The organism is Streptomyces sp. NPDC037401, from assembly GCF_055602345.1.
On sequence record NZ_JBVJWO010000011.1, the window covers coordinates 137,741 to 161,353 of the forward strand.

17 protein-coding genes are annotated in these 23,613 nt (G+C 71.8%); 10 read left to right on the plus strand and 7 right to left on the minus strand.

Annotation, left to right across the window (positions count from 1 at the left end; genetic code table 11):
• Positions 1-132: 132 nt before the first annotated feature.
• Together ACZ7H1_RS14030 and pth are read left to right on the plus strand one after the other, a co-directional pair.
• Positions 133-717, plus strand: a complete 585-nt coding sequence (locus ACZ7H1_RS14030) for a 50S ribosomal protein L25/general stress protein Ctc (RefSeq protein ID WP_470786497.1) — start codon at positions 133-135, stop codon at positions 715-717.
• An 81-nt stretch (positions 718-798) separates the two neighbouring features.
• Complete coding sequence (gene pth, locus ACZ7H1_RS14035; protein ID WP_470786499.1) at positions 799-1,389, plus strand: aminoacyl-tRNA hydrolase; 591 nt, start codon at positions 799-801, stop codon at positions 1,387-1,389.
• A gap of 73 nt (positions 1,390-1,462) precedes the next feature.
• On the opposite strand, the gene ppc is transcribed toward pth, so the two are convergent.
• On the minus strand, positions 1,463-4,225 hold the full coding sequence (gene ppc, locus ACZ7H1_RS14040) for a phosphoenolpyruvate carboxylase (RefSeq protein WP_470786501.1): 2,763 nt from the start codon (positions 4,223-4,225) through the stop codon (positions 1,463-1,465).
• A gap of 306 nt (positions 4,226-4,531) precedes the next feature.
• On the opposite strand from ppc, the gene ACZ7H1_RS14045 reads away from it, so the two are divergent.
• From ACZ7H1_RS14045 to ACZ7H1_RS14075, 7 genes are all read left to right on the plus strand, one after another.
• The gene (locus tag ACZ7H1_RS14045; RefSeq protein ID WP_470786503.1) at positions 4,532-5,512 is read left to right on the plus strand and encodes an acyl-CoA desaturase; all 981 of its coding nucleotides are present in this window, start codon (positions 4,532-4,534) and stop codon (positions 5,510-5,512) included.
• Positions 5,509-6,183: a TetR family transcriptional regulator gene (locus ACZ7H1_RS14050; RefSeq protein WP_470786505.1), complete on the plus strand. Its 675-nt coding sequence runs from the start codon at positions 5,509-5,511 to the stop codon at positions 6,181-6,183. The genes ACZ7H1_RS14045 and ACZ7H1_RS14050 overlap by 4 nt, the downstream gene beginning before the upstream one ends.
• Before the next feature lie 342 nt (positions 6,184-6,525).
• Positions 6,526-8,028 carry an FG-GAP repeat domain-containing protein gene (locus ACZ7H1_RS14055; protein WP_470786507.1) on the plus strand — a complete coding sequence of 501 codons (1,503 nt, stop codon included), beginning with the start codon at positions 6,526-6,528 and terminating at the stop codon, positions 8,026-8,028.
• Between the two features lie 133 nt (positions 8,029-8,161).
• The gene (locus tag ACZ7H1_RS14060; RefSeq protein ID WP_470786509.1) at positions 8,162-9,940 is read left to right on the plus strand and encodes an FG-GAP repeat domain-containing protein; all 1,779 of its coding nucleotides are present in this window, start codon (positions 8,162-8,164) and stop codon (positions 9,938-9,940) included.
• Between the two features lie 31 nt (positions 9,941-9,971).
• Positions 9,972-11,693: an FG-GAP repeat domain-containing protein gene (locus tag ACZ7H1_RS14065; RefSeq protein WP_470786510.1), complete on the plus strand. Its 1,722-nt coding sequence runs from the start codon at positions 9,972-9,974 to the stop codon at positions 11,691-11,693.
• A 63-nt stretch (positions 11,694-11,756) separates the two neighbouring features.
• Positions 11,757-13,466, plus strand: coding sequence for an FG-GAP repeat domain-containing protein (locus tag ACZ7H1_RS14070; RefSeq protein ID WP_470786512.1), 1,710 nt, complete (start codon positions 11,757-11,759; stop codon positions 13,464-13,466).
• 246 nt (positions 13,467-13,712) lie between these two features.
• On the plus strand, positions 13,713-15,431 hold the full coding sequence (locus ACZ7H1_RS14075; RefSeq protein ID WP_470786514.1) for an FG-GAP repeat domain-containing protein: 1,719 nt from the start codon (positions 13,713-13,715) through the stop codon (positions 15,429-15,431).
• A gap of 75 nt (positions 15,432-15,506) precedes the next feature.
• Here ACZ7H1_RS14075 and ACZ7H1_RS14080 read toward each other — a convergent pair whose 3' ends face one another.
• Positions 15,507-16,328, minus strand: coding sequence for a trans-aconitate 2-methyltransferase (locus tag ACZ7H1_RS14080; RefSeq protein ID WP_470786516.1), 822 nt, complete (start codon positions 16,326-16,328; stop codon positions 15,507-15,509).
• A gap of 78 nt (positions 16,329-16,406) precedes the next feature.
• On the opposite strand from ACZ7H1_RS14080, the gene ACZ7H1_RS14085 reads away from it, so the two are divergent.
• Complete coding sequence (locus tag ACZ7H1_RS14085) at positions 16,407-16,904, plus strand: MarR family winged helix-turn-helix transcriptional regulator (RefSeq protein WP_470786518.1); 498 nt, start codon at positions 16,407-16,409, stop codon at positions 16,902-16,904.
• Here the strand turns inward: ACZ7H1_RS14085 and ACZ7H1_RS14090 are convergent.
• The 5 genes from ACZ7H1_RS14090 to ACZ7H1_RS14110 all read right to left on the minus strand — a co-directional run bounded on the left by ACZ7H1_RS14090 (position 16,863) and on the right by ACZ7H1_RS14110 (position 23,489).
• Positions 16,863-17,627 (minus strand): response regulator transcription factor, encoded by a 765-nt coding sequence (locus ACZ7H1_RS14090; protein ID WP_470786643.1) that lies wholly within the window; start codon positions 17,625-17,627, stop codon positions 16,863-16,865. The genes ACZ7H1_RS14085 and ACZ7H1_RS14090 overlap by 42 nt on opposite strands.
• Positions 17,628-17,989: 362 nt before the next feature.
• A complete protein-coding gene (galE, locus tag ACZ7H1_RS14095) occupies positions 17,990-19,009 on the minus strand; it encodes a UDP-glucose 4-epimerase GalE (protein WP_470786520.1) in 1,020 nt (339 codons plus the stop codon).
• Positions 19,010-19,169: 160 nt separating this feature from the next.
• Positions 19,170-19,859 (minus strand): response regulator transcription factor, encoded by a 690-nt coding sequence (locus tag ACZ7H1_RS14100; RefSeq protein WP_470786522.1) that lies wholly within the window; start codon positions 19,857-19,859, stop codon positions 19,170-19,172.
• Between the two features lie 179 nt (positions 19,860-20,038).
• On the minus strand, positions 20,039-21,766 hold the full coding sequence (locus ACZ7H1_RS14105) for an outer membrane protein assembly factor BamB family protein (protein WP_470786523.1): 1,728 nt from the start codon (positions 21,764-21,766) through the stop codon (positions 20,039-20,041).
• A gap of 31 nt (positions 21,767-21,797) precedes the next feature.
• On the minus strand, positions 21,798-23,489 hold the full coding sequence (locus ACZ7H1_RS14110; RefSeq protein WP_470786525.1) for an outer membrane protein assembly factor BamB family protein: 1,692 nt from the start codon (positions 23,487-23,489) through the stop codon (positions 21,798-21,800).
• Between the last annotated feature and the right edge of the window lie 124 nt (positions 23,490-23,613).

Genomic DNA, 23,613 nt, shown 5'->3' on the forward strand with positions numbered 1-23,613 from the left:
TAAACTCATGAAGTTGCTCGGCGAGGGAGGCCACGTCTTTTTGTGGCCGTCCGTTATCGACGCGCTCTTCGTAGCAGGCCGTTCTGTGGCCGGGTGACCCTGTCCGTTTCCGTCACCCCACGAGGAGTGAGCATGTCCGAGGTCAAGCTTTCCGCCGAGACCCGCACCACCTTCGGCAAGGGCTCTGCCCGTCAGGCCCGTCGCGCCGCCCAGACCCCCGCGGTCATCTACGGCCACGGCCAGGACCCGAAGCACGTCAACGTCGAGGCCCACGGTCTGATGATGGCGCTGAAGACCCCGAACGTCCTGATCTCCCTGGACATCGCGGGCGACGGCACCGAGCTGGTCATCCCGAAGGCCGTTCAGCGTCACCCCCTGAAGCCGGTCATCACGCACGTCGACTTCCTGATCGTCAAGAAGGGCGAGAAGGTCACGGTCGAGGTTCCGGTTCACACCGAGGGTGAGCTGGCCGCGGGCCCGAACATGCTGGAGACCCTGCTGACGACCATCACGGTCGAGGCCGAGGCCACCCACATCCCGGAGGCCGTCACCGTCTCCATCGCGGGCCTCGAGGCCGGTGCCGCCATCCACGCCAAGGACCTGGTCCTGCCGAAGGGCACCACCCTGGCCGTCGACGCCGAGACCCCGGTTCTGCAGGTCGTGGCGCCGCAGGCCGAGGAGCCGGCCGCCGAGGCTGCCGAGGGCGAAGAGGCCTGAGCCTCCCCTTCTTGTTGCTGACCGACCGCCGTCCGGCTCCACTGGAGCGGGACGGCGGTCGTTCCTGTTAAGGAGCCTGACATGTCGGACGACGCGGCGCCCTGGCTGATCGTGGGGCTGGGGAATCCGGGACCGGAGTACGCGGGCAACCGCCACAACATCGGTTTCATGGTGGTGGACCTGCTGGCGGACCGGATCCGCGGCAAGTTCAAGGCGCACAAGGCGCGTGCCCAGGTGGTGGAGGGCCGGATCGGTCCGCCGGGTCCGGGGAACCGCCGGGTGGTGCTGGCCAAGCCCATGTCGTACATGAACCTGTCCGGCGGCCCGGTGACGGCGCTGCGGGACTTCTACAAGGTGCCCACGGACCGCATCGTCGCGGTGCACGACGAGCTGGACATCGACTACGCGACGCTGCGGCTGAAGCTGGGCGGCGGGGACAACGGGCACAACGGCCTGAAGTCGATGACGAAGTCGATGGGTGCGGATTACCACCGGGTGCGGTGCGGGATCGGGCGTCCGCCGGGCCGGATGCAGGTGGCGGACTTCGTGCTGAAGGACTTCTCGTCGACGGAGCGCAAGGAGCTGGACTGGTTCGTGGACCGGTCGGCGGATGCGGTGGAGTGCCTGGTCCTGGACGGGCTGGAGCGCGCCCAGTCGACGTACAACTCCTGAGGCCTGGGGAGGCACGGAAAGAGGGCCCCCGCACCGGCACGGTGCGGGGGCCCTCTTTCCGTGTACGGGCGGGTCAGCCGGTGTTGCGCAGGCCGGCGGCGACGCCGTTGACGGTGAGGAGCAGGGCGCGGGCGAGCAGCGGGTCGGGGTCTTCGCCCTGGGCTGCTGCGGCCCGCTGGCGGGCCAGCAGGGAGACCTGGAGGTAGGAGATGGGGTCCAGGTAGGCGTCGCGGACGGCGAAGGTCTGCTGGAGGACGGGCTGTGAGTCGAGGAGCTTCTCGCCGCCGGTGATGCGCAGGACTTCGCGGACGGTGAGCTCGTGTTCGGCTTCGATGGTGGCGAAGACGTGCTTGAGCTCGTCGGGAACGAGGGTGTCGACGTAGTGGCGGGCGATCCGCAGGTCGGTCTTGGCCAGCGTCATTTCGACGTTGGAGAGGAAGTTGCGGAAGAAGTGCCAGCGCTCGCCCATTTCGGTGAGGGCGTCCTCGTGGCCGGCTTCGCGCACGGCCTTGAGGCCGGAGCCGACGCCGAACCAGCCGGGGACGATCTGGCGGGACTGGGTCCAGCCGAAGACCCAGGGGATGGCGCGCAGGCCGTCGAGGCCGGCTCCGGAGTCGGGGCGGCGGGAGGGCCGGGAGCCGAGGTGGAGGTCGGCGAGCTGGTCGACGGGGGTGGCCGCGAAGAAGTACGCGGGCAGGTCGGGGTCCTCGACGAGGCGGCGGTACGCGGAGTGGGCGGCGTCGGAGACGATGTCCATCGCGGAGTCCCAGCGGGCGAGGGCCTCGACGGACTGGCGCGGCGCGGTGTGCAGGGCGGAGGCCTGCAGGGTGGCGGCGACGGTCAGTTCGAGGTTTTCGCGGGCCAGGGACGGGACGAGGTACTTGTCGGAGATGACTTCGCCCTGCTCGGTGACCTTGATCTCGCCTTCGAGGGTTCCCCAGGGCTGGGCGAGGATCGCGTCGTGGGAGGGGCCGCCGCCGCGGCCGACGGTGCCGCCGCGGCCGTGGAAGAGGCGCAGGCGTACGCCGTAGCGGTGGGCGACGTCGCGCAGGCGGCGCTGGGCGCGGTGGATCTCCCACTGGCTGGTGGTGATGCCGCCGAACTTGGAGGAGTCGGAGTAGCCGAGCATGACCTCCTGGACGTCGCCGCGGAGGGAGACGAGGCGCCGGTAGGAGGGGTCGGCGAGCATTTCGTCGAGGATGACGTCGGCGGCGCGCAGCTCGTCGGTGGTCTCCAGGAGGGGGACGATGCCGATCTTGGCCCAGCCCGCGTGGAGGTCGATGAGGCCGGCTTCGCGGGCGAGGAGGGCGGCGGCGAAGACGTCGTCGGCGCCCTGGCACATCGAGATGATGTAGGACTCGATGACTTCGGGGCCGAACTTCTCGAAGGCTTCCTTGACGGTGCCGAAGACGCCGAGGGTCTTCTGGCCGGCGGCGTCGAGGGGTGCGGGGGTGGGTGCGAGGGGGCGGCGGGAGCGGAGTTCCTTGGCGAGGAGCTTCTGCCGGTATTCGCGGGGCATGTCGGCGTAGCGCCAGGATTCCTCGCCGAGGCGGTCGAAGAGCTGGCCGAGTGCGTGGTGGTGGGCGTCGGCGTGTTCGCGGACGTCCATGGTGGCGAGCTGGAGGCCGAAGGCGGCGAGGGTGCGGATGGTGCGGTCCATGCGGCCGTCGGCGAAGAGGCCGCCGCGGTGCTCGCGCAGGGAGGTCTGGATGAGGGTGAGGTCGGTGAGGAGCTCGGCGGTGCCGAGGTAGTCGCGGCCTTCCTCGTGGGGGGTGCCCTTGGCGAGGCGCTCGCGGGTGTTGACGAGCTTCTGCCGGATGCAGGTGGCCTTGAGGCGGTAGGGCTCTTCGGCGTTGAGGCGCTTGTAGCGGGGGCTGATCTCGGGGAGGCGTTCCAGGTCGGCCTGGAGGGAGGTGAGGAGTTCCTCGGTGGCGCCCGCGTAGCGGATGGAGTTGGAGAGGAGTCCGCGGAGGAAGTCGACCAGTTCGAGGGCGTCGGTGATGCCGTGCTCGTGCTGGAGGATCAGGACGTCGCGGGTGACGTCGGGGGTGACGTTGGGGTTGCCGTCGCGGTCGCCGCCGATCCAGGTGCCGAAGGTGAGGGGGCGGGTGCCGGGGGGCAGCTCTACGCCGACGCGCTGGAGTTCCGCGGCGAGGTCCTCGAGGACGTCGCCGACGGCGCCGGCGTGGAGTTCGTCGAGGTAGTAGATGGCGTTGCGGGCCTCGTCGGCGGGCTCGGGCCGGACGACGCGGAGTTCGTCGGTCTGCCAGATCAGGTCGATGTTCTCGGCGAGCCGCAGGTCGTGGCGGCGGCGGTCGCCGCCGCCCGCGACGGGCTCTTCGAGGAGGGCGGCGATGCGGCGCAGCTTGGTGAGGACGCTGCGGCGGGCTGCCTCGGTGGGGTGGGCGGTGAAGACCGGGCGGACGTTGAGGTTCTTGACGGTCTCGCGCAGGTGCTCGGGGTCGGCGTCCTTGAGCATGTCGGCGGTGCGGGCGAGGAGGCCGCCTTCTGCGGCGCGGTGGGCGCGCAGTTCCCGGCCTCGGTGCACCTGTTCGGTGACGTTGGCGAGGTGGAAGTAGGTGGAGAAGGCGCGGACGAGCTTGGCGGCGGTCTCCAGGTCGGTGTCGCCGAGGAGTTCCGCGGCCGCTTCGCCGTCGGTGCGGGTGAGGGCACGGACTCGTTCGACGAGGTCGAGGAGTTCCCGGCCTTCCTGGCGTACGAGGGTTTCGCCGAGGAGGTCCCCGAGGCGGCGGATGTCCGCGCGCAGCTCTGCGTTCGCGGTGTCGGCCGGGGCTGCGGTGCCCTGGGTGGCGGGGGTCTGGTCAGCACTGCTCACAGGTGCGGCTCCTTGCAGTGTTCGAGCGCTACTGGGAGGTGGGCTTTCCGGGGTGCGTGCGGCGGGGTGGCCGCCGCTGTGTGCGCAGCTCCCGGGCTGCCCGTGCGGACCGCGCTGTCCGACGGGACCAAGGATAGGTGGCGTCGGCGCTGGTCCGGGCCATGTCTTGGGTGGTGGGACGGCGGTCGTCGAGTGGTCGTCGAGTCCCCCTTGCCGGATGGCCCTGCGCTGGGATACTTACGTTGCCGTAGGTTACGCACCCGTAGCCACGGCAGCTGCCGACTTCTCACCCTCAGGGGACGCCCCATGACCATCAGCCCCGACGTGCTCGAAGACCTTCCGGAGGACGCCGGTCCGGCGCCTGAGTCCGCCACGCGTGGCGGGGAGAGCAAGCGGTCCGTGGAACAGATCGCGCTGCTCCTGTTCATCACGGTGCCGTTCGTGGCGGTGCTCGCGGCGGTTCCGCTGGCCTGGGGCTGGGGGGTGAGCTGGCTGGATCTCGGGCTGATGGTGTTCATGTACTTCCTGGCGTGTCACGGGATCACGATCGGTTTCCACCGGTACTTCACGCACGGGTCGTTCAAGGCGAAGCGGCCGTTGCGGATCGCGCTGGCGATCGCGGGGTCGATGGCTGTGGAGGGTCCGCTGGTGCGGTGGGTTGCGGATCACCGCAAGCACCACAAGTTCTCGGATGCGGAGGGTGACCCGCATTCGCCGTGGCGGTTCGGCGAGTCGGTTCCGGCGCTGCTGAAGGGCCTGTGGTGGGCGCACATCGGCTGGCTGTTCGACGAGGAGCAGACGAATCAGCAGAAGTACGCGCCGGATCTGATCAAGGATCCGGCGATCCGGCGGATCTCGCGTGACTTCGTGTTCTGGACGATCCTGTCGCTGGCGATCCCGCCGCTGGTGGGCGGTCTGGTGACGATGTCGTGGTGGGGTGCGTTCACGGCGTTCTTCTGGGGTTCTCTGGTGCGGGTGGCGCTGCTGCACCACGTGACGTGGTCGATCAATTCGATCTGTCACGCGGTGGGGAAGCGTCCCTTCAAGTCGCGTGACCGTTCGGGCAACGTGTGGTGGCTGGCGGTGCTGTCCTGCGGCGAGTCGTGGCACAACCTGCACCATGCGGACCCGACGTCGGCGCGGCACGGCGTGCTGCGCGGTCAGGTCGATTCGAGTGCGCGGCTGATCCGGTGGTTCGAGCTGGCGGGCTGGGCGTCCGACGTGCGGTGGCCGTCGGCGTCGCGGGTGGATGCCCGGCGCAAGGAGAATGCCGCGAACGCGGCATGATGGGTGACGTGGCGATCGACGGCAGCAACCCCAGCAACGACAAGCCCCGGCGTGGCCGCCGGGTCCGGATGACGGGCGCTGAGCGGCGCCAACAACTGCTCGACATCGGTCGCACCCTGTTCGCGGAGAAGGGTTTCGAGGGCACGTCGGTGGAGGAGATCGCGGCGAAGGCCGGGGTGTCCAAGCCGGTGGTGTACGAGCACTTCGGCGGCAAGGAAGGCCTGTACGCGGTCGTGGTGGACCGCGAGATGCGGCAGCTGCTGGAGGGCGTGACCGGGGCGCTGACGGCGGGGCATCCGCGGGAGCTGCTGGAGCAGGCGGCGTTCGCGCTGCTCGACTACATCGAGAGCTATACGGACGGTTTCCGGATCCTGGTGCGGGATTCGCCGGTGGCTCAGTCGACGGGCACGTTCGCCTCGCTGATCAGTGACATCGCCACGCAGGTGGAGGACATTCTGGGGCTGGAGTTCAAGGCCCGGGGGTTCGATCCGAAGCTGGCGCCGCTGTATGCGCAGGCGCTGGTGGGCATGGTGGCGCTGACGGGCCAGTGGTGGCTGGAGACGCGCCGTCCGAAGAAGGCCGAGGTGGCGGCTCATCTGGTGAATCTGGCCTGGCACGGGCTGGACGGGCTGGAGGCGAAGCCGCGGCTGATCGGCCACCGCAAGAACTGACCTGGTGGACCGCTTCTGTGCGGTCCGGTCCCTCCGTAGGATCCGTCGCGGTGTCAGAGCTGACACCGGCGTTTCCCTGGGGAGGGACCTTTCTTGTTCTCCGTGTCGAGCGGCCGGCCCCGTTGTTCCGGCCGGCCGGGCCGCTCCGGGCGCCTTGCGCTCTGCGCCGCTCTCGTCGCCCTGTCCGCCGGAGTGCTGCCCGCCGCGCCGGCGGCTGCGGATCCGGGGGCGCGCCCGCGGACCGGAGCCGGACAGGCGGTTCGGGATGCGCGGGCCGCTCAGGGCGCGCCGCGGCAGGGCCGTCCGGAACCGGTGTTCCCCGGCGGCGGGGTGCGGGCCGCCGTGCGGCAGGCGCCGAAGCCGCGGCTGGACGTGGACGGCGACGGGGTGGCGGATCTGCTCTACCGCTACTCCGGCGGTGCGCCCACGGTGATGACGAGCGGCGGTCTGCTGCGGGAGTACGACCTGGGCGAGGGGGACGCGGACTACAAGGACGTGATCGCGGCGGGCCGGCTCTCCCGCGCGGCGGGCGGCGGCGGTACGGACTTCCTGACCCTGACCGGGGAGGGGCGGCTCGCGCTGCACCGGGGCCGGTGGGCGGGCGGGGCGGGGGCGCCCGTCTGGAGCGGCCCCGGCTGGAGCGCGTACAACAAGGTCGTCGCCGTCGGCGACCTGAACGGCGACGGGCGCACCGAGCTGCTGGCCCGCACGCCCGGGGGCGTGCTGTGGCAGTACCGGAGCACGGGCCGGGACCGGAAGCCGTTCTCGGGCCCGGTGCGGGTCGGGGCGGGCTGGCAGGGCTACGACCAGGTCTTCGGCGCCGGGGACGTGAACGGCGACGGGCTCGGCGACGTCCTGGGCCGCACTCCGTCGGGCGACGTGTACGTCCACGCCGGTTCGCGGGACGCGGCCGTACCGCTCGGGCCGCGGGTGCGGTCGGGCCGCGGCTTCGGGGTCTACAACCAGCTCGTCGGCGTCGACGACATGACCGGTGACGGCTCCGCGGACGTCGTGGCCCGGGCGGCGGACGGCACGCTGTACCGGTACTCCGCGGACGGCCGGGGCGGCCTGGGGCGCCGGGAGCGCCTGGCCGGCGGCTTCGCCGGGGTGGCACAGTTCGGCGGGCAGGGCGGCAACCCGGACACGACCTCGCGGTCGCTGTGGGCGCGCGACGCCGCCGGCCGGCTGTTCGCGTACGCCTCCCGGGGCGACGGGCGGCACGGCTCCCGGGTGAACGTCGGCAGCGGCTTCGGCACGGCGAAGCTGACGGTGGCGTCGGCGTTCACCGACGGCTACCGGGCCGGCCTGCTGGAGGTCGCCGACGGCCGCCTCTACGCCAACGGCGTCTCGCTGGGCGCGGGGTGGCAGGTCTACGACGGGCTGGCGGGGCCCGGCGACCTGACCGGCGACGGCAAGGGCGACCTGCTCGCCCGCGACCGGGCGGGCGTGCTGTTCCTGTACCGCGGCAACGGCGGTACGGCGCTCCGCCCGCGCATCAGGGTCGGTGCGGGCTGGGCGGGCTACGACCGGCTCCTGGGCTCGGGCGACCTCACCGGCGACGGGCGTCCCGACCTGGTCGCCCGTAAGGCCGGCGGCGAGCTGTACCTGTACGCGGGGACGGGCCGTGCCGGGGCGCCGTTCGGGCCGCGCGTGCGGCTCGGCCACGGCTTCCAGGTCTACCGGCAGCTGGCCGTGGCCGGCGACCTGACGGGCGACGGGCGCGCCGACCTGGTGGGCGTGGACGCGCGCGGGGTGCTGTACCGGTACGACGCGCGGGGCACCGGGCAGCTGTCGGCCCGTACGAGGGCCGGCAGCGGCTGGCAGGTCTACCGCGACGTCTGGTAGTCCGCACCGCCGTCGGTGACCTGCACCGGTACACCGCGACCGGTGCGGGCGGATCCGCCGGACGCCGCACCAGCCGAAAGGTTGTACGAGGTACTACTTCTTTTCTCCGGAAGCGGCGGGTTAGCCTCCGGTCATGCAGGGGGGTCGGGGGATCTCCCGCAGCTTCCTGTCTGGGGACAACTTGCACTCGTCGCGCTCTCGTCGCGCCCTCGGCCGCACCGCCGCCTGCACCGCGCTCGCGCTCACCGCGGGCATGCTGCTGGCCGCCACCCCGGCCACCGCCGCCCCGGCCGCCGGGCACCCGGACCCGCGAATCGAGCACGGCGCCCCCGGGCTGCCCGACCGGATGCCCGACTTCGGTCTGCCCGCGGGCCCGGCCGTACGGAGCGGCCTGGCGGCGGCACCGGCCTCCGTCGCGCGGTTCGACGCCGACGGCGACGGGATCCGCGACCTGCTCTACCGGGCGGTCAGCGGCGACTACTTCGTCGCTCCCGGCAACGGCGCCGAGGGAGGGTTCTACTCCGTCGGCGAGCCCGACCGGTACCACGACTACAAGGACGTCATCCCGGTCGGCCGGATCGACGCCGACGCGGCCACCGAGGTCCTGACGCTCAGGAGCAGCGGCACGCTGTCCCTCTTCCCGGGCGAGGACGTCGTGGGCAGCGCGCCGGCCGCCACCTGGTCCGGCCGCGGCTGGCAGGTCTACAACAAGATCTTCTCGCCCGGCGACCTCACCGGCGACGGCTGGGCCGACGTGCTGGCCCGCACCCACGACGGCGTGCTGTACCTGCACCGGGGCACCGGCAGCATGACCTCGCCGTTCAAGGCGCGCGTGAAGGTCGGCGGCGGTTGGCAGGCCTACGACCAGCTGGTCGGCACGGGCGACGTCAACGGCGACAAGACCGCCGACGTCGTGGCCCGCGACGGCTCCGGCAACCTGTTCGCGTACCTCGGCACCGGCAGCGCCTCCGCGCCGTTCGAGCCCGCGGTCAAGACCGGCGGCGGCTGGCAGGTCTACAACCAGATCGTCGGCGTGGACGACGTGAACGGCGACGGCAAGGGCGACCTGATGGCCCGTACGCCCGGCGGCGCCACGTACATGTACTTCGCGCACGGCACGCGCGGCGGCTTCTCGCAGCGCGTCGCCGGCGGCACCGGCGCCCAGGTGGCCACCCAGATCGCGGGCCAGGGCGGAAACCCGGACTTCGGCCGCAACGAACTCTTCGCGCGCGACAGCGCCGGCACGCTGTTCTGGTACCACTCCAGGAACGACGGCACGCTGGCCAAGCGCGAGCAGATCACCGACGAGGGCACGGTCAAGGGCTGGAAGCTCGCCGTCGCGACGTCGCTCACCGACACCAACTCGACCCAGCCCATGTGGGTGTCCGGCGGCAAGCTGTACGTCAACGGCATCGAGATCGGTGCGGGCTGGGGCGGCTACAACACCCTGGTCGGCCCCGGCGACCTGACCGTGGACGGCAAGGGCGACCTGCTGGCCCGGGACGGCTCCGGCACCCTCTACCTGTACAAGGGCAACGGCGCGGGCGGCTTTGCGCCCCGCGTCAAGGTCGGCGGCGGCTGGGGGGCGTACGACCGGCTCACCGGCTCCGGGGACCTCACCGGCGACGGCAGGGCCGACCTGATCGCCCGTACCCGCGGCGGCGAGCTGTACCTGTACCCGGGCACCGGGGCGGCGTCGGCTCCCTTCAAGGCCCGTGTCAGGATCGGCACCGGCTACGGCATCTACAAGCAGCTCCAGGCCACCGGCGACCTGAACGGCGACGGGCGCGGCGACCTGGTCGCCACGGACGCCTCCGGCAGCCTGTGGCGCTACACCTCGTACGGCGCCGGACGGCTGACCGCCCGCGCCAAAATCGGGTCCGGGTACCGGATCTACCCGGACCTCTACTGACACCTTCACGACTACCGTCCCTGGGGGGACCTTGAACATCTCGCGCCACCAGCGCGTCGGCCGCCTCGCGGCCTGCACCGCCCTGGCCGTCTCCGCCGGCATGCTCCTGGCCGCCACCCCGGCCGCCGCGGCCGGCGAACAGCCGCACGGCACGGTCGAACGCGTCGCCCCGAAGCTCACCGCCAAGCCCGACCTGGAGCTCCACGAGGGCGCCCGGCGCGGCGCGTTCGCGGCCACCGGAGAGGCTGCCGCGCCGCGGTACGACTTCGACGCCGACGGCAAGGCCGACCAGCTCTACCGTGCGATCGACGGCAACTACTACGCGGGCTCCGCTGCCGGCGGCGCGGACGTCAAGCTCGACGTAGGCCAGAGCTCCACCATGGACTACAAGGACGTCATCCCGGTCGGGAACGTCTCCTCGGACCCGCAGAGCTACTCCGACGTGCTGACGCTGAGCACGGACGGCACGCTGTCGCTGTTCGAGGGCTACGGCTCGGCGGGCACGTCGTACTCGCCCAACTGGTACGGCCGCGGCTGGCAGATCTACAACAAGGTCTTCTCGCCCGGCGACCTGACCAGCGACGGCAAGGCCGACCTGCTGGCCCGTACGCACGCGGGCGTGCTGTACCTGTACCCGAGCAACGGCAGCATGACCTCGCCGTTCAAGGCGCGCGTGAAGGTCGGCGCGGGCTGGCAGGCCTACGACCAGCTGGTGGGCGCGGGCGACGTGAACGGCGACCAGATCGCCGACGTCGTGGCGCGCGACGGCTCCGGCAACCTGCTCACCTACCTGGGCACCGGCGGCATCTCCGTGCCGTTCAAGCCCGCCGCGAAGGTCGGCACCGGCTACCAGATCTACAACCAGCTCGTGGGCGCCGACGACCTCGACGGCGACGGCAAGGGCGACCTGGTGGCCCGCACCACCGCCGGCCAGCTGTACATCTACCAGGCCAACGGCACGGGCGGCTTCAAGGCCCGGATCGCGTCCAGCACGGGCTTCAACGCCGTCACGCAGTTCGCGGCACAGGGCGGCAACCCGGACTTCGGGCGTGCGGACCTGCTGGCCCGGGACTCGGCCGGCACCCTGTGGTGGTACTACTCCAAGAACAACGGCACGCTGAGCAAGCGCCAGCAGATCAGCGACCTGGGCGGCTGGAAGGGCGCGAAGATCACCTTCGCTTCCGCGCTCGGCCACAACAACGGCTCGGACCTGGTCGAGATCGCCAGCGGCCGGCTGTACGTGAACGGCACCGCGCTCACCTCCGGCTGGCAGATCTACAACGCCCTGACCGGCCCCGGCGACCTCAGCGGTGACGGCAAGGGCGACCTGCTGGCCCGCGACGGTTCCGGCGTCCTGTACCTGTACCAGGGCAACGGCGCCGCGACCGGCTTCGCGAGCCGCGTCAAGGTCGGGGCGGGCTGGGGCGGCTTCAACAAGCTCGTCGGCGCCGGCGACCTCACCGGCGACGGCCGCGGGGACCTGATCGCCCGTGCGACCAACGGCGACCTGTACCTGTACCCGGGCACCGGGGTGGCCTCGGCGCCCTTCAAGTCCCGCGTCAAGATCGGCACCGGCTACGGGATCTACAAGAACCTGGTGGCGGTCGGCGACATGACCGGTGACGGCCGGACCGACCTGGTCGCGACCGACTCCTCCGGCAACCTGTGGCGCTACACCTCGTACGGCAACGGCAAGCTGAACACCCGGTCAAAGATCGGCACGGGTTACCAGATCTACCCCAACCTGTACTAATTTTCGAAGGTGCCCCGCCCCGGACACGGGGCGGGGCACCTTTATGTCTTTCAGGGGGACCTTGTGTCACGCAAACACCTGGGCCGCATCGCGGCCTGCACCACCATCGCCCTGGCCGCCGGCACCCTGCTGTCGGCCCCGGCCTCGGCCGCCGGATCCGACCAGCCGCACGGCAAGGTCGAGCGGGTCGCTCCGCAGACGGACCGGCCCGACCTGGACCTGGCGAAGCCGGTCCGGCGCGGATCGTTCGCCGCCACCGCCGCGGGCCGTCTCGCCCCGCGCTTCGACGCGGAGCGCGACGGGTTCCCGGACGTGCTCTACCGCGCGATCAACGGCCGCTACTACGTCCAGCCGGGCGCCAGCGACAAGGACTTCGAGTACTACGTCGGCACGGGCGTGCGCGAGGACTTCGCGTACAAGGACGTCATCCCGGTCGGCAACGTGCGCGGGAACGCGTACAGCGACCTGCTGACGCTGACCGCGGACGGCACGCTCGCGCTGTTCACCGGCAAGAGCTCCCGCGGCACCAACTCCTCGGCGAACTGGTCGGCGCGCGGCTGGCAGATCTACAACAAGGTCTTCTCGCCCGGCGACCTGACCGGCGACGGCAAGGCCGACCTGCTGGCCCGTACGTACGGCGGTGTGCTGTACCTGTACCCGAGCAGCGGGACCGCGTCGGGCGCGCTGTTCAAGGGCCGCGTGAAGGTCGGCGCGGGCTGGGGCGGCTTCGACCAGCTGGTCGGCGCCGGCGACGTGAACGGCGACAAGCACGCCGACGTGGTGGTCCGCACCGTCTCCGGCACGCTGTACACGTACCCGGGCACCGGCAAGGCGGGCGCGCCCTTCAAGGCGCGGCTGAAGACGGGCACCGGCTGGCAGGTCTACAACCAGATCGCCGGTGTGGACGACCTGAACGGCGACGGCAAGGGCGACCTGCTGGCGCGGACCACGGGCGGCACGGCGTACACGTACCTGGCCGACGGCCGGGGCGGGTTCACCTCCCGGCACTCGTCGGGTGCCGGCTACCAGATCGCCCGGCTGTTCGCCGCACAGGGCGGCACGCCGGACATCGGCCGCAACGACCTGTTGACGCGGGACGCGGTCGGCACGCTGTGGTGGTACTACTCCAAGAACAACGGCACGCTGGGCGCGCGCAAGCAGCTCAGCAAGACCGGCGGCTGGAAGGGCGCCACGCTCACGTACGTCTCGTCGCTCGACAACGACAACGACGGCGACATCCTCGAGCTGTGGAACAACCACCTGTACATCGAGGGCAAGGACATCGGCTCCGGCTGGAACGCCTACAACCACGTCTTCGGCCCCGGTGACCTCAACGGCGACGGCAAGGGCGACCTGCTCGCCCGCGACAAGTCCGGCGTCCTGTACCTGTACAAGGGCTACGGCACGAAGGTGTCCTCGCGCACCAGGCTGGGTGCGGGCTGGGGCGGCTACAACAAGCTGACCGGTGCGGGCGACCTGACCGGTGACGGCCGCGCGGACATCGTGGCCCGCGCGGGCAACGGCAGCCTGTACCTGTACCCGGGTACGGGCAGCGCCAAGACCCCGTTCAAGTCCCGCATCAAGATCGGCACCGGTTACGGCATCTACCGCCAGCTGGTGGTCACGGGTGACCTGACCGGCGACGGCCGTGCCGACCTGGTCGGGACGGACTCGTCCGGCAACCTGTGGCGCTACAACTCGTACGGCTCCGGCAAGCTGACCGCCCGCGCCAAGATCGGCACGGGTTACCAGATCTACCCGAACCAGTACTAGTCCCCCGCGCACACCGGTGCCCCGCTCCCCTCCCGGAGCGGGGCACCGCTGCGTCCGGCGGTCCACCTCGCGGTGTGGTCGGGAAACAGCGGCAACTGACGGTTAAGCACTTCATTCACCGCCCGCCGCAGGGGTACGCTGCGAACACACGTCCGGGGGGATGGACGCCGCTCCGCGAGCCCTTGCGCGCGCCTGAGCCTGCAGACCCGTGTCACCCCGGCGCAGCACTTCGTCCCAGGGGGGACCTTGAACGCCTCGCGCCACAAGCGCCTGGGCCGCGTCGCGGCCTGCACCGCCATTGCACTGACCGCCGGCCTGATCCTGTCCGGCCCCGCCTCGGCCGACGGCGGACCCACGCCGCCCCGGAAGCCGGAGCTGCAGCGCTCCGAACTGCGCGTGCCGGCGCCCGTGGAGTCGCTTCCCGTGGAGCGGAGCGGCCACGCCGCGGGCGCCGTCGCCGTTCCCCGGTTCGACGTGAACGGCGACGGTCTGGAGGACCTGCTCTACCGGCAGATCGGCAACACGTACTACCTCAAGACCCGTGTCGCGGCCGACGTGAAGTACGAGATCGTCCGGGCCGGCGCCCAGGAGACGTTCAAGGACGTCATCCCGGTCGGCGACCTCGACGCCAGCACCCGCCCCGACCTGCTCACGCTGAGCACGACGGGCAGGCTCTTCCTCCACACGGACGTCGGCGCCACCACGAGCGGATACTCCAGCTGGAGCGGCATCGGCTGGAACGTCTACAACAAGCTCGCCGCGCCCGGCGACCTGACCGGTGACGGTCGGCCCGACCTGCTGGCCCGCAAGCACAACGGCGAGCTGTACCTCTACGAGGCCACCGGCACCACGCACACCAGCCCGTTCCGGGCGCCGGTCAAGGTCGGCTCCGGCTGGGGGGTCTACGACCAGCTCATCGGCGCCGGGGACCTCGACGGCGACGGCATCGGCGACGTCCTGGGCCGCACCCCGGCCGGCGACCTGTACTTCTACGAGGGCACCGGCAAGGCCGGCGCCCCGCTGCACCCGCGGGTCAAGGTGGGCCACGGCTGGAACCTGTACAACCAGGTCTTCCCCGCCGGGGACCGCAACGGCGACGGCGACGTCGACCTCCTCGCCCGCGACCTGGCCGGCCTGACGTGGTACTACGCCAGCAACGGCAACGGCACCTTCGCGCCGCGCCAGAGGTCCGGCGTGAACTGGGAGTGGACGGGGCTGTTCGCCGGGCAGGGCGGCATCGCCGCGCACGGCAAGTACCAGATCCTCGGCCGCACCGGTGGCGGCACCCTGTTCGAGTACGCGGCCGCCGCCAACGGCAAGTTCGGCAAGCGCAAGCAGGTCAGCGACACGGGCGCCTGGTCCGGCCCGGTGAGCGTCCACTTCCCGAGCTCGCTCGGCACGCAGGGCTACGCCAGCTTCCTGTGGCGCTACAACGGCGAGCTGTGGCGCGGTGGCCAGTTCATCGGCCGTGGCTGGCAGATCTACAACACCCTCGCCGGCCCCGGCGACTTGAACGGCGACGGCTACGGCGACCTGGTCGCCCGCGACGCCTCCGGCGGCCTGTACCTGTACCTCAGCAACGGCAGCACGGGCTTCGCCCCCCGCATCAGGGTCGGCGCGGGCTGGGGCGAGTACAACGCCCTGTTCGGCGCCGGCGACTACACCGGTGACGGGCGCGCGGACCTGCTGGCCCGCACCGGCTCCGGGACGCTGTACGTCTACCCGGGCACCGGCGCGGCCTCGGCGCCGTTCGCGTCCCGCGTGAAGATCGGCACCGGCTGGGGCGCGTACGGCAAGCTGGCATCCGCGGGCGACATGACGGGTGACGGCCGGGCCGACCTCGTCGCGGTGGACGGCGGCGGCAACGCCTACCGCTACGCCTCGACCGGCCTGGGCGGGATGAAGACGCTGTCCTCCCGCACCCTGATCGGCCCGGGCTGGAACACGTACGTCTCGCTGCACTGACCTTCCTTCCGGACGTACGCGAACACGGCGCCCCGCCCCGGACTCCCCGGTGGCGGGGCGCCTTCGTGCCGGGCGTCAGGACTCCTTGACGGCGACGGCGAAGATGCGGCGGAAGGGGAAGACGGTGCCGTGCGGGCCCGGCGGGTAGGCGCGGCGCAGGGCGTCGCGGTACTCCGCGAGGAAGGCTCCGGTGGCTTCCGGGTCGTCGGCCAGGGCGGTCAGGACCGGCAGCAGGGCCGTGCCCTTCACCCAGTCGAGGACCGGGTCGGGGCCCGGCAGCAGTTGCAGGTACGTGGTCTCCCAGACGTCGGCCGTGCAGTCCGGCCCGGTCAGCAGGTTCAGGTAGTCGGCGGGGTCCGGGACGTTGCCGGAGCGGGTGCCGAGGCCGCCGAGGCGGTCGCGCCAGCGCGGGCCCTCGCACTGGGCGGCGAGCAGGCGGTGGCTGGGTGCGCCGGCGTTGCCGGGGACCTGGAAGGCGAAGGTGCCGCCGGGCGGGAGGGCGCGGAGCCACGCCGGGAAGGCGCCGGTGTGCCCGGGGAGCCACTGGAGGGCGGCGTTGGAGACGATCACGTCATACGGCTCGTCGGGGATCCACTCGGCGAGGTCGGCGTGGCGGAAGTCGAGGCTGCCGCCGCCCGGGGTGGGGCCGGCGAACTCCTCGCGGGCCCGGCCGAGCATCGTGTCGGACAGGTCGAATCCGGTGGTCCGGGCCGTGGGCCAGCGGTCGGCGAGGAGGGCGGTGACGTTCCCGGCGCCGCAGCCCAGGTCCGCGATCCGGGGGCCGCCGGGCCGGGCCGGGGGGTCGGGGATGCGGGCCAGCAGGTCGAGGAAGGGGCGGGTGCGGTGGCCTGCGTGGCGGAGGTACTGCCGCGGGTCCCACACGGGGGTCGATGGCACGTCCATACTGCAAGATCAGCACATACATATCTTGACGTCAAGAGACTTCATGTCGACAGACCCCTTACACTGATCCGCATGGAGGACGAGGTCGACCGACTGGTCGCGGCATGGCGGCGGGAGCGCCCTGACCTCGACGTGGAACCGCTCGAAGTGCTCAGCCGGGTCAGCAGGCTGGCCCGCCACCTCGACCGGGCCCGCCGGCTCGCCTTCGCCGAGCACAGCCTGGAGCCCTGGGAGTTCGACGTCCTCACGTCGCTGCGCCGCGCCGGCGCCCCGTACCAGCTCTCCCCCGGCCAGCTCCTCACGCAGACCCTCGTCACCTCGGGCACGATGACCAACCGCATCGACCGGCTGGCCAAGAAGGGCCTGGTCGAGCGGCTTCCCGACCCCACCGACCGCCGCGGGGTGCTCGTCCGGCTGACCCCCGAGGGCCGCGACCGCGCCGACCAGGCGCTGGCGGGACTGCTGGCCCAGGAGCGGGCGATCCTCGCCCAGCTCCCGCGCACCCAGCGCATGGAGCTGGCGGGGCTGCTACGCCAGTTGACCGCTCCGTTCGACAACATCCCCGGGTAGGTCCACGGGCCGCACGCCCGCCCGCCGCGCGAGGGCGACGGCCGCCAGGGTGGAGTGCACTCCGAGCTTGCCCAGGACGTTCTGCATGTGCGTGCGGACCGTGTGCGGCGACAGGAACAGCCGCGCCGCCACGTCCTTGCGGTTCAGCCCGGCCACCATGCAGCGCAGGACCTCGTGCTCGCGCGGGGTGAGGGACTCGACCAGCCGCTCGCTGTCCGTGCGGTTCTTGCGCGCCGCGGTCAGCTCCCGCAGCACGCCCGTCAGCAGGGCCGGCGGCAGGTGCGTCTCCTCCCGGAGCACTCCGCGGATCACCGCGAGCAGCCGGGACAGCGAGCAGTCCTTGGCCACCCAGCCGGAGGCGCCCGCCTGGAGGGCCAGCGCGGCCCGGCGGGCGTCGTCGCGCTCGGCCAGGACGACGGTCCGCACCGCGGGCTGGCCCGCCCGGATGCCGGCGACCAGGGCGATGCCGTCCGCCGGAGCGAGGGCGGTGCCGACGGGCTGCTCGGGCACGCGCACGGTGCCGACGGCGGCACCGAGGTCGGCGTCGACGAGCAGGACGTCGAACCTGCGCCCTTCCGCGGCGCCGCGCTCCAGGCAGCGCAGTGCAGCGGGCCCGCTGCCTGCAGCGGACACGTCCACATCAGGCTCGGCGGCGAGCGCCGCGGCGAGCGATTCGGCAAAAATGCGGTGGTCGTCGACCACGAGAACCCGGATACGGACCACAGACACCCCCAAGGGTCGGGGAACGGACCGGCGCGGGCACGGCGCCCGGATCGGAGATGGATCAGCAGGAGCCACGGCCGCCGCCGCAACTGGACTGCTACCCCGGTCCGGACGTCGTACCCGACTGTCTCGACCCCTGAATCAACACCGGCCCCCACCGGTGTCGAGCATCAGCGTAAGGGGCACGGCTGGCGGCAGTTGGCCGAATCTCAGAAGTTCTCCCAGCGGATTTCCCGGGTGCACCTCGTCAACTCCCGCGTACCGCACGGTATGTACAGGCTCCAGCGGCTTCCGCAGTCGCCCGGGGTGGCCGAAACTCTGCCCTCCCCGGGCGCGGTGCGACGGCGGACCGGGCGGTGAGGCTAGGCCCCGTCCCGGGTCTGCGCCTCCCGGCGGAGGGCGAACTCCCACGCGTCCGCGACGATTCCGGCCAGGTCCGAGCGGGTCGGCGTCCAGCCGAGCCGCTCCCGGGCGGTGTCGGCGGCGGCGACGAGGACGGCCGGGTCGCCGGCCCGGCGGGGTGCGGCCACTTCGGGGATCTCGCGGCCGGTGACCTTGCGGACCGTCTCGATGACCTCGCGGACGGAGAAGCCGTTGCCGTTGCCGAGATTGCACACGAGGTGCTCGCCGGGGGCGGCGGCGCCGAGGGCGGAGAGATGGGCCTCGGCGAGGTCGGCGACGTGGATGTAGTCGCGCACGCAGGTCCCGTCGGGGGTCGGGTAGTCGTCCCCGAACACCGAGATGGACGCGCGCTGCCCCAGCGCCACCTGGAGGACCAGCGGGATCAGGTGGGTCTCGGGGTCGTGCCGCTCGCCGAACTCCCGGTACGCGCCGGCGACGTTGAAGTACCGCAGCGAGACGGCGGCGAGTCCGTGTGCCGCGCACTCCCCCGCGATCATGTGGTCGACGGCCAGCTTGGAGGCGCCGTACGGGTTGGTGGGGGCGGTCACCGAGGACTCGGTGAGGCGGCCCTCGGTGGGCTCGCCGTAGGTGGCGGCGGTGGAGGAGAACACCAGCTTGCGCACTCCGGCCCCGCGCATGGCCGTGAGCAGCTCCAGGGTGCCGCCGACGTTGTTCGCCCAGTACTTGCCCGGGTCGGCGACGGACTCGCCGACCTGGGAGGAGGCGGCGAAGTGCAGGACGGCGTCGTAGGAGGGGTCCAGGTGGCGGCTCGCGTCCTGGATCCGGCCGTCGATCAGGCGGGCGCCGGCGGGGACGCCCGCGGAGAAGCCCGTGGAGAGGTCGTCGAGGACGGTGACCTCGTGGCCCGCCTCCAGGAGGTGGGCCGCCACGACACTGCCGACGTATCCGGCTCCGCCGGTGACCAGGTACTTGTTCACTCGCTTGCCTCTCAGAATGTTTCGCTGATGACACACGCTCATACCGGATGCGGAGCCTCCGGGGAACGACACCTTGCCGCAACCCCGCGTGCCGGTGAAGAACTCGGGGCGGCGCGAGGACGCTCCGCGTTGACGCCGGTGTTGACGCCGGTGTTGACCCCGGTGCCGGAGCGGCCGTCCGTGCGGGCCGCCGGCGGCCCGGCTACTCCCGGGGACCCGGCTGGGCCGGGATGCTCGCGCGGTCCAGCAAGCCGGTACGGGCAGCCAGGGCGGCGGCCTCCAGCCGGGAGCCGACGCCCAGCTTCATCAGTACCCGCTGGACATGTGTGCGCGCTGTGCTCGGGGCGATGCTCATGCCGGCGGCGATCAGCCGGGTGTCCTCGCCCTCGGCGACCCGGACCAGCACCTCCACCTCGCGCGGGGTGAGCAGCTGGAGCAGCCGGCTGCCTTCGTCGTCGGGCTGTGCGGCCGGGTTGAGCAGTTCGGCGAAGGCGCTCTGGAGCAGTTGCGGCGCGACGGCGGCCTCGCCCGCCCGGGCCTTGGCCAGGGCGCGTTCGACGCCCTCGATGCGCTCGTCGTGGCGTACGTACCCGGAGGCGCCGGCGGCGAAGGCAGCGGCGATCCCGCGGGGGCTCGGCACCGGGCCGAGGACCACGACGGCGATCTGCGGCCGCTCGCGCTTGATCCGCACGATGGGTTCGAAGACCCCCGGCTCGGCGGGTGTCGCGGTGCCCAGGAGGCACACCTCGGGGGCGCGGCTGATCACCAGCTCGGCGGCCCCCGCCGCCGGTGCGGCTGCGGCGAGGACGCGGTGCCCGCGCAGCTTCAGGGCCGAGGCGAGTGCCTCCGCCAGCAGCCGGTGCTCGTCGACCACCATGACCCGTACGCCCATCCGGCCCCCAACGCCGACCTCCCGACCCCGTCTGCCCCGGCAAGCTACACGCTTGTTCGACGCCGTGGGCCGGATACCGGCGAGAAGCCCCCGGAAGGCCGAAAGGTGGGTGCCTCCCTTGTCCGGGAGACACCCACCTGTGGTTCTGCGGTCCGTCGGCTGCCGTCAGGGACCGTCCGTCACTTCGCGTGGAAGCCGACGTACAGGTAGTCCCGCTTGGCGTCCTCCGCGTTGTACGGCTTGTCGATCAGCGTCTCCGAACTGAAGAGGTAGCCCTTGCGGTACCGGATCTCCGCGAAGTTCGAGGAGAAGCTGGTCTCCTTGGCCCGGGCGGCGACGTCGGACGGGTTCTGCATGAGGACCGTCTGCTTCATCGTCTTCGGGTCGATGCTGACGATCCGGCCGCCCGCGTTGTACGGCGGCCAGGCGTAGGCGATGATGTTCGGCCCGTCCATGCGCAGCGGGAAGATCGTGCTGCGGCTGCCCGCGTCCGCACGGTCGGCCGTCTGCTTGCCGGTCGTCAGGTCGAACGACACGATTTCGTTGGTGCGCTCGTACTTGGCGCTGCCGTCGTGCTCGGCTGACGGCAGGTAGATGCGGCCGTTGCCGACGACGACCTTCTCGCACACCTCGACGCCGGTGCCTGAGCGGCAGTTGGGGGCGTACAGCCCCTTGGCGAGGCCGATGCGGGTCTTCAGTGCGCCGGTCTTCTCGTCGATGGAGAAGATGTCGCTGATGCTGCCGCGGTTGTTGAGGTCGGTGGTGACGACCAGCGGCTTGGCGGAGACGATGCTGGCCCAGGAGATGCCGGGCGGCAGCCTGTACGTGGCGACGGGCGCGCCGGTGACCGGGTCGAGGGCCTGGGCCTGCAGGTACTGGGAGCCGTAGTCACCGCACTTGCGGATGACCGCGAGGCCCGCGCCGCCGCCGTAGCCGAGGTCGTAGCAGGAGTCGGCGTCGATCTTCGGGATCCACAGGCTCTTGCCGTCGGCGAGCCGCCAGGCGGCGCCGCCGCCGAGACCGCCCGCGGCGACGGTGTCGCCGCTGAGGGTGATCTCCTTGAAGTCGACCTTCTGGTCGCCGCTGCTCGTGCCCTTGGCGAAGCTCTGCCACAGCAGCTTTCCGGTGGCGAGGTCGAGCACCGCCACCTCGCTGCAGGGCTGGCGGTTGTACTTGCCCACGCGCTTGGCGGGTTCGAAGACGATCGCGGTCTTCTCGCCGCTGACGTGCTGCGTGGTGGCGCAGACCTGACCGGGGAGCGGGAGCGTCCACTTCGGCTTCATCGTGGCGAGGTCGTAGCCGACGATCTTGAGCACGTCGGTCTTGACGTAGAGGGATTCGGTGAGCCAGGAGCCGCCGACGTTGACCATGTTCTCGATCTTGGGGTGCGGCGCGGCGACCAGCAGCCGGGAGCCGGTGTCGGCCGGGGGCTTCTCGGACGCGGCGGCCGCGGGCTTGTCCGACCCGCCGGAGGGCTCGTCGGTGCCCTGGGCCACGGGCTTCTTCTGGCCCGGCTCGTCGGCGGGCTGGGCGGCGTACCAGAATCCGCCCACCACGATCAGCGCGATCGCGACGACCGCGGCCACGATGATCAGCAGCTGGTTGCGCCGGTCGTTGCCGCCGCCGGCCGGCGGGCGGGGGGCGGGAGCGCCCGGCCCGTACATCGGCTGGGTGGGCGGCTGCGGGAAGCCGTAGCCGGGCTGCGGCTGCTGCGGGTAGCCGTAGCCGGGCGGCTGCTCCTGCGGGTAGCCGTACCCGGGCTGCTGCGGCGGGTGGCCGTATCCCTGGGGCGACGGCTGCGGCGGCATGGGCGGCGGGGCGCCGAAACCGCCGGGCGGGGGCTCCTGCGGCGCACCGAAACCGCCCTGCGGGGGCTGGTTCGGCGGTGGGGGCGGCGGAGTGCTCATCGGATGGGTTCTGCCTCTCGGGTTGCGGGGCTCACTTGCCGAAGGCCAGCAGGAGCTTTTCCTTGGCGCCGTCCTTGCCCAGCAGGCGGGTGGCGGAGATGTAGAAACGGCCGTCCGCGTAGGCGATCTGGGGGCTGTAGAAGGAGTCTTCGATGTCCTTGGCCCCGGTCGGGTGGCGCAGCTCGGTCCTGGGGGTGGTGGACCCGGGCGCCACCGACACGACTTCGCCGCCCTTGTCGTTCGACGGCTCGACGTACGCGTAGAGCCGTCCGCCCTCGGCGTGCAGCGGGATGATCATGCGGCCCGCGGGGGCCTTGACGCGCTTGCCCGCCTTGCCGGTGCCAAGGTCGAAGGCGACGATCTCGTTGTCCTTGCCGTAGGTCATCAGGTGGAAGGTGTCGCCGATGACGACGGCGCCGACGCAGCCCTGGAGGTCCCGGCCGAAGATGTTGAACCAGCAGCTGGCGGAGAACTTCCCCTCGCCGGAGAGGTGGCTGCGCTTGGTGCCGTCGGCGTTCAGGACGACGATGGCGCGCTTGTCCTTGTCCTTGCTGGCCGTGTCGATGATCACCGGGTCGACCGAGTAGATCTTGTTGACCTTGAAGGTGGCGGGGAGCTTGTACGCCCACTGCACCTTGCCGGTCTTCGGGTCGATGCCCTCGACCTGCTCGTGGCGCTTCTCCATGCCCTGCGCGCAGGTGGTGACGGCGACCAGCTTGGCGCCGCCCGCGTACTCGTCGGCGAGGCAGGGGCCTTCGGTGCGGGCGAAGAGCTTGGTGCCGTCGCTGACCTTGAAGGCGCTGGAGGGTCCGATGCGGCTGACGGCGAGCGTGTCCCCGCTGATGGCGAGGTTGAGGGTGGACATGATGTCGAAGAGGCCCTCCTGGGGGACCTCCTTCGTCCAGCCCACGGTGCCCGTCTTGAGGTCGATCTGCCTGAGCTGGTTGCAGTCGGCGGTCTTGCTCGTGCCGTTCTTGAAGGCGACGACGGTCTTGCCGTCGGCGGTGACCTGGCGGGCGGAGCCGCAGATCTCGCCGCCGAGGGCGACGGTCCACTTCTTCTTGCCGTCGGCGCCGGCGTAGCCGGTGACGGACTTGTAGGCGGCCTTGGCGACGGTGTCGCCGACGACCCACATGCCGGGGGCGTCGGCGCCGTTGCCCGGGATGTCGATGTCGTTCACCTTGAGGAACAGGACCCGGTCCTCGCCGGGCTTGCGGCCCGCGTTGAGGTCCTGTTCGGCCTCGCCGCCGTCACCGCTGCCGTCGCCGGTGTCGACGGAAGGCGATCCCGAGGGCTTGGCGTCGCCGGTCGCGGCCGGCTTGGCGAGCGGCTCCTTCGGGTCGTCCTCACCGAGGAGGAACCAGCCTGCGGTACCGAGGACCAGGGCGCCCGCCACGGCGGCCGCGACGATCGCGAGGGTCTTCTTCTTCGGGCCGCCGCCGTGGACGGGCGGGCCCGGCAGGTGGCCGGGCGGCGGGGGCGGGTAGGCGTAGCCCGGCTGGGGCTGCGGCTGGGCGTACTGCTGCTGCGGGTGGGGCTGCTGCGCGTACGGGTTGGCGCCGGGGTGCGGCTGCGGCGGCTGCTGCGCCTGCGGAGCCGGCTGGGCGTACGGGTTCGGGCCCTGCGGCGGCTGACCGTACCCGGGCTGCGGCGGGCCGGGCAGGTGTCCGTAACCGGGAGGTACGGGAGGCTGGTTCGACGGCTCGTGCGGCGGCTGAGTCATCAGCTCGTACCTTCTGGTTCGGGTGCGCGGGGATGGTGGGGACGTTCTTTCTATCACCACCGGCCACATGCGGACGGGCCGGTCCAGCCCCTGTTCCCAAGGGAGGACCGGCCCGTGACACCGC

Coding starts and splice junctions, on each gene's coding strand:
- ACZ7H1_RS14045 (WP_470786503.1), top strand. CDS start 4,532: ATGACCATCAGCCCCGACGTGCTCGAAGACCTTCCGGAGGACGCCGGT.
- ACZ7H1_RS14060 (WP_470786509.1), top strand. CDS start 8,162: ATGCAGGGGGGTCGGGGGATCTCCCGCAGCTTCCTGTCTGGGGACAAC.
- ACZ7H1_RS14050 (WP_470786505.1), top strand. CDS start 5,509: ATGATGGGTGACGTGGCGATCGACGGCAGCAACCCCAGCAACGACAAG.
- galE (WP_470786520.1), bottom strand. CDS start 19,009: ATGAGCGTGTGTCATCAGCGAAACATTCTGAGAGGCAAGCGAGTGAAC.
- ACZ7H1_RS14085 (WP_470786518.1), top strand. CDS start 16,407: ATGGAGGACGAGGTCGACCGACTGGTCGCGGCATGGCGGCGGGAGCGC.
- pth (WP_470786499.1), top strand. CDS start 799: ATGTCGGACGACGCGGCGCCCTGGCTGATCGTGGGGCTGGGGAATCCG.
- ACZ7H1_RS14105 (WP_470786523.1), bottom strand. CDS start 21,766: ATGAGCACTCCGCCGCCCCCACCGCCGAACCAGCCCCCGCAGGGCGGT.
- ACZ7H1_RS14100 (WP_470786522.1), bottom strand. CDS start 19,859: ATGGGCGTACGGGTCATGGTGGTCGACGAGCACCGGCTGCTGGCGGAG.
- ACZ7H1_RS14030 (WP_470786497.1), top strand. CDS start 133: ATGTCCGAGGTCAAGCTTTCCGCCGAGACCCGCACCACCTTCGGCAAG.
- ACZ7H1_RS14110 (WP_470786525.1), bottom strand. CDS start 23,489: ATGACTCAGCCGCCGCACGAGCCGTCGAACCAGCCTCCCGTACCTCCC.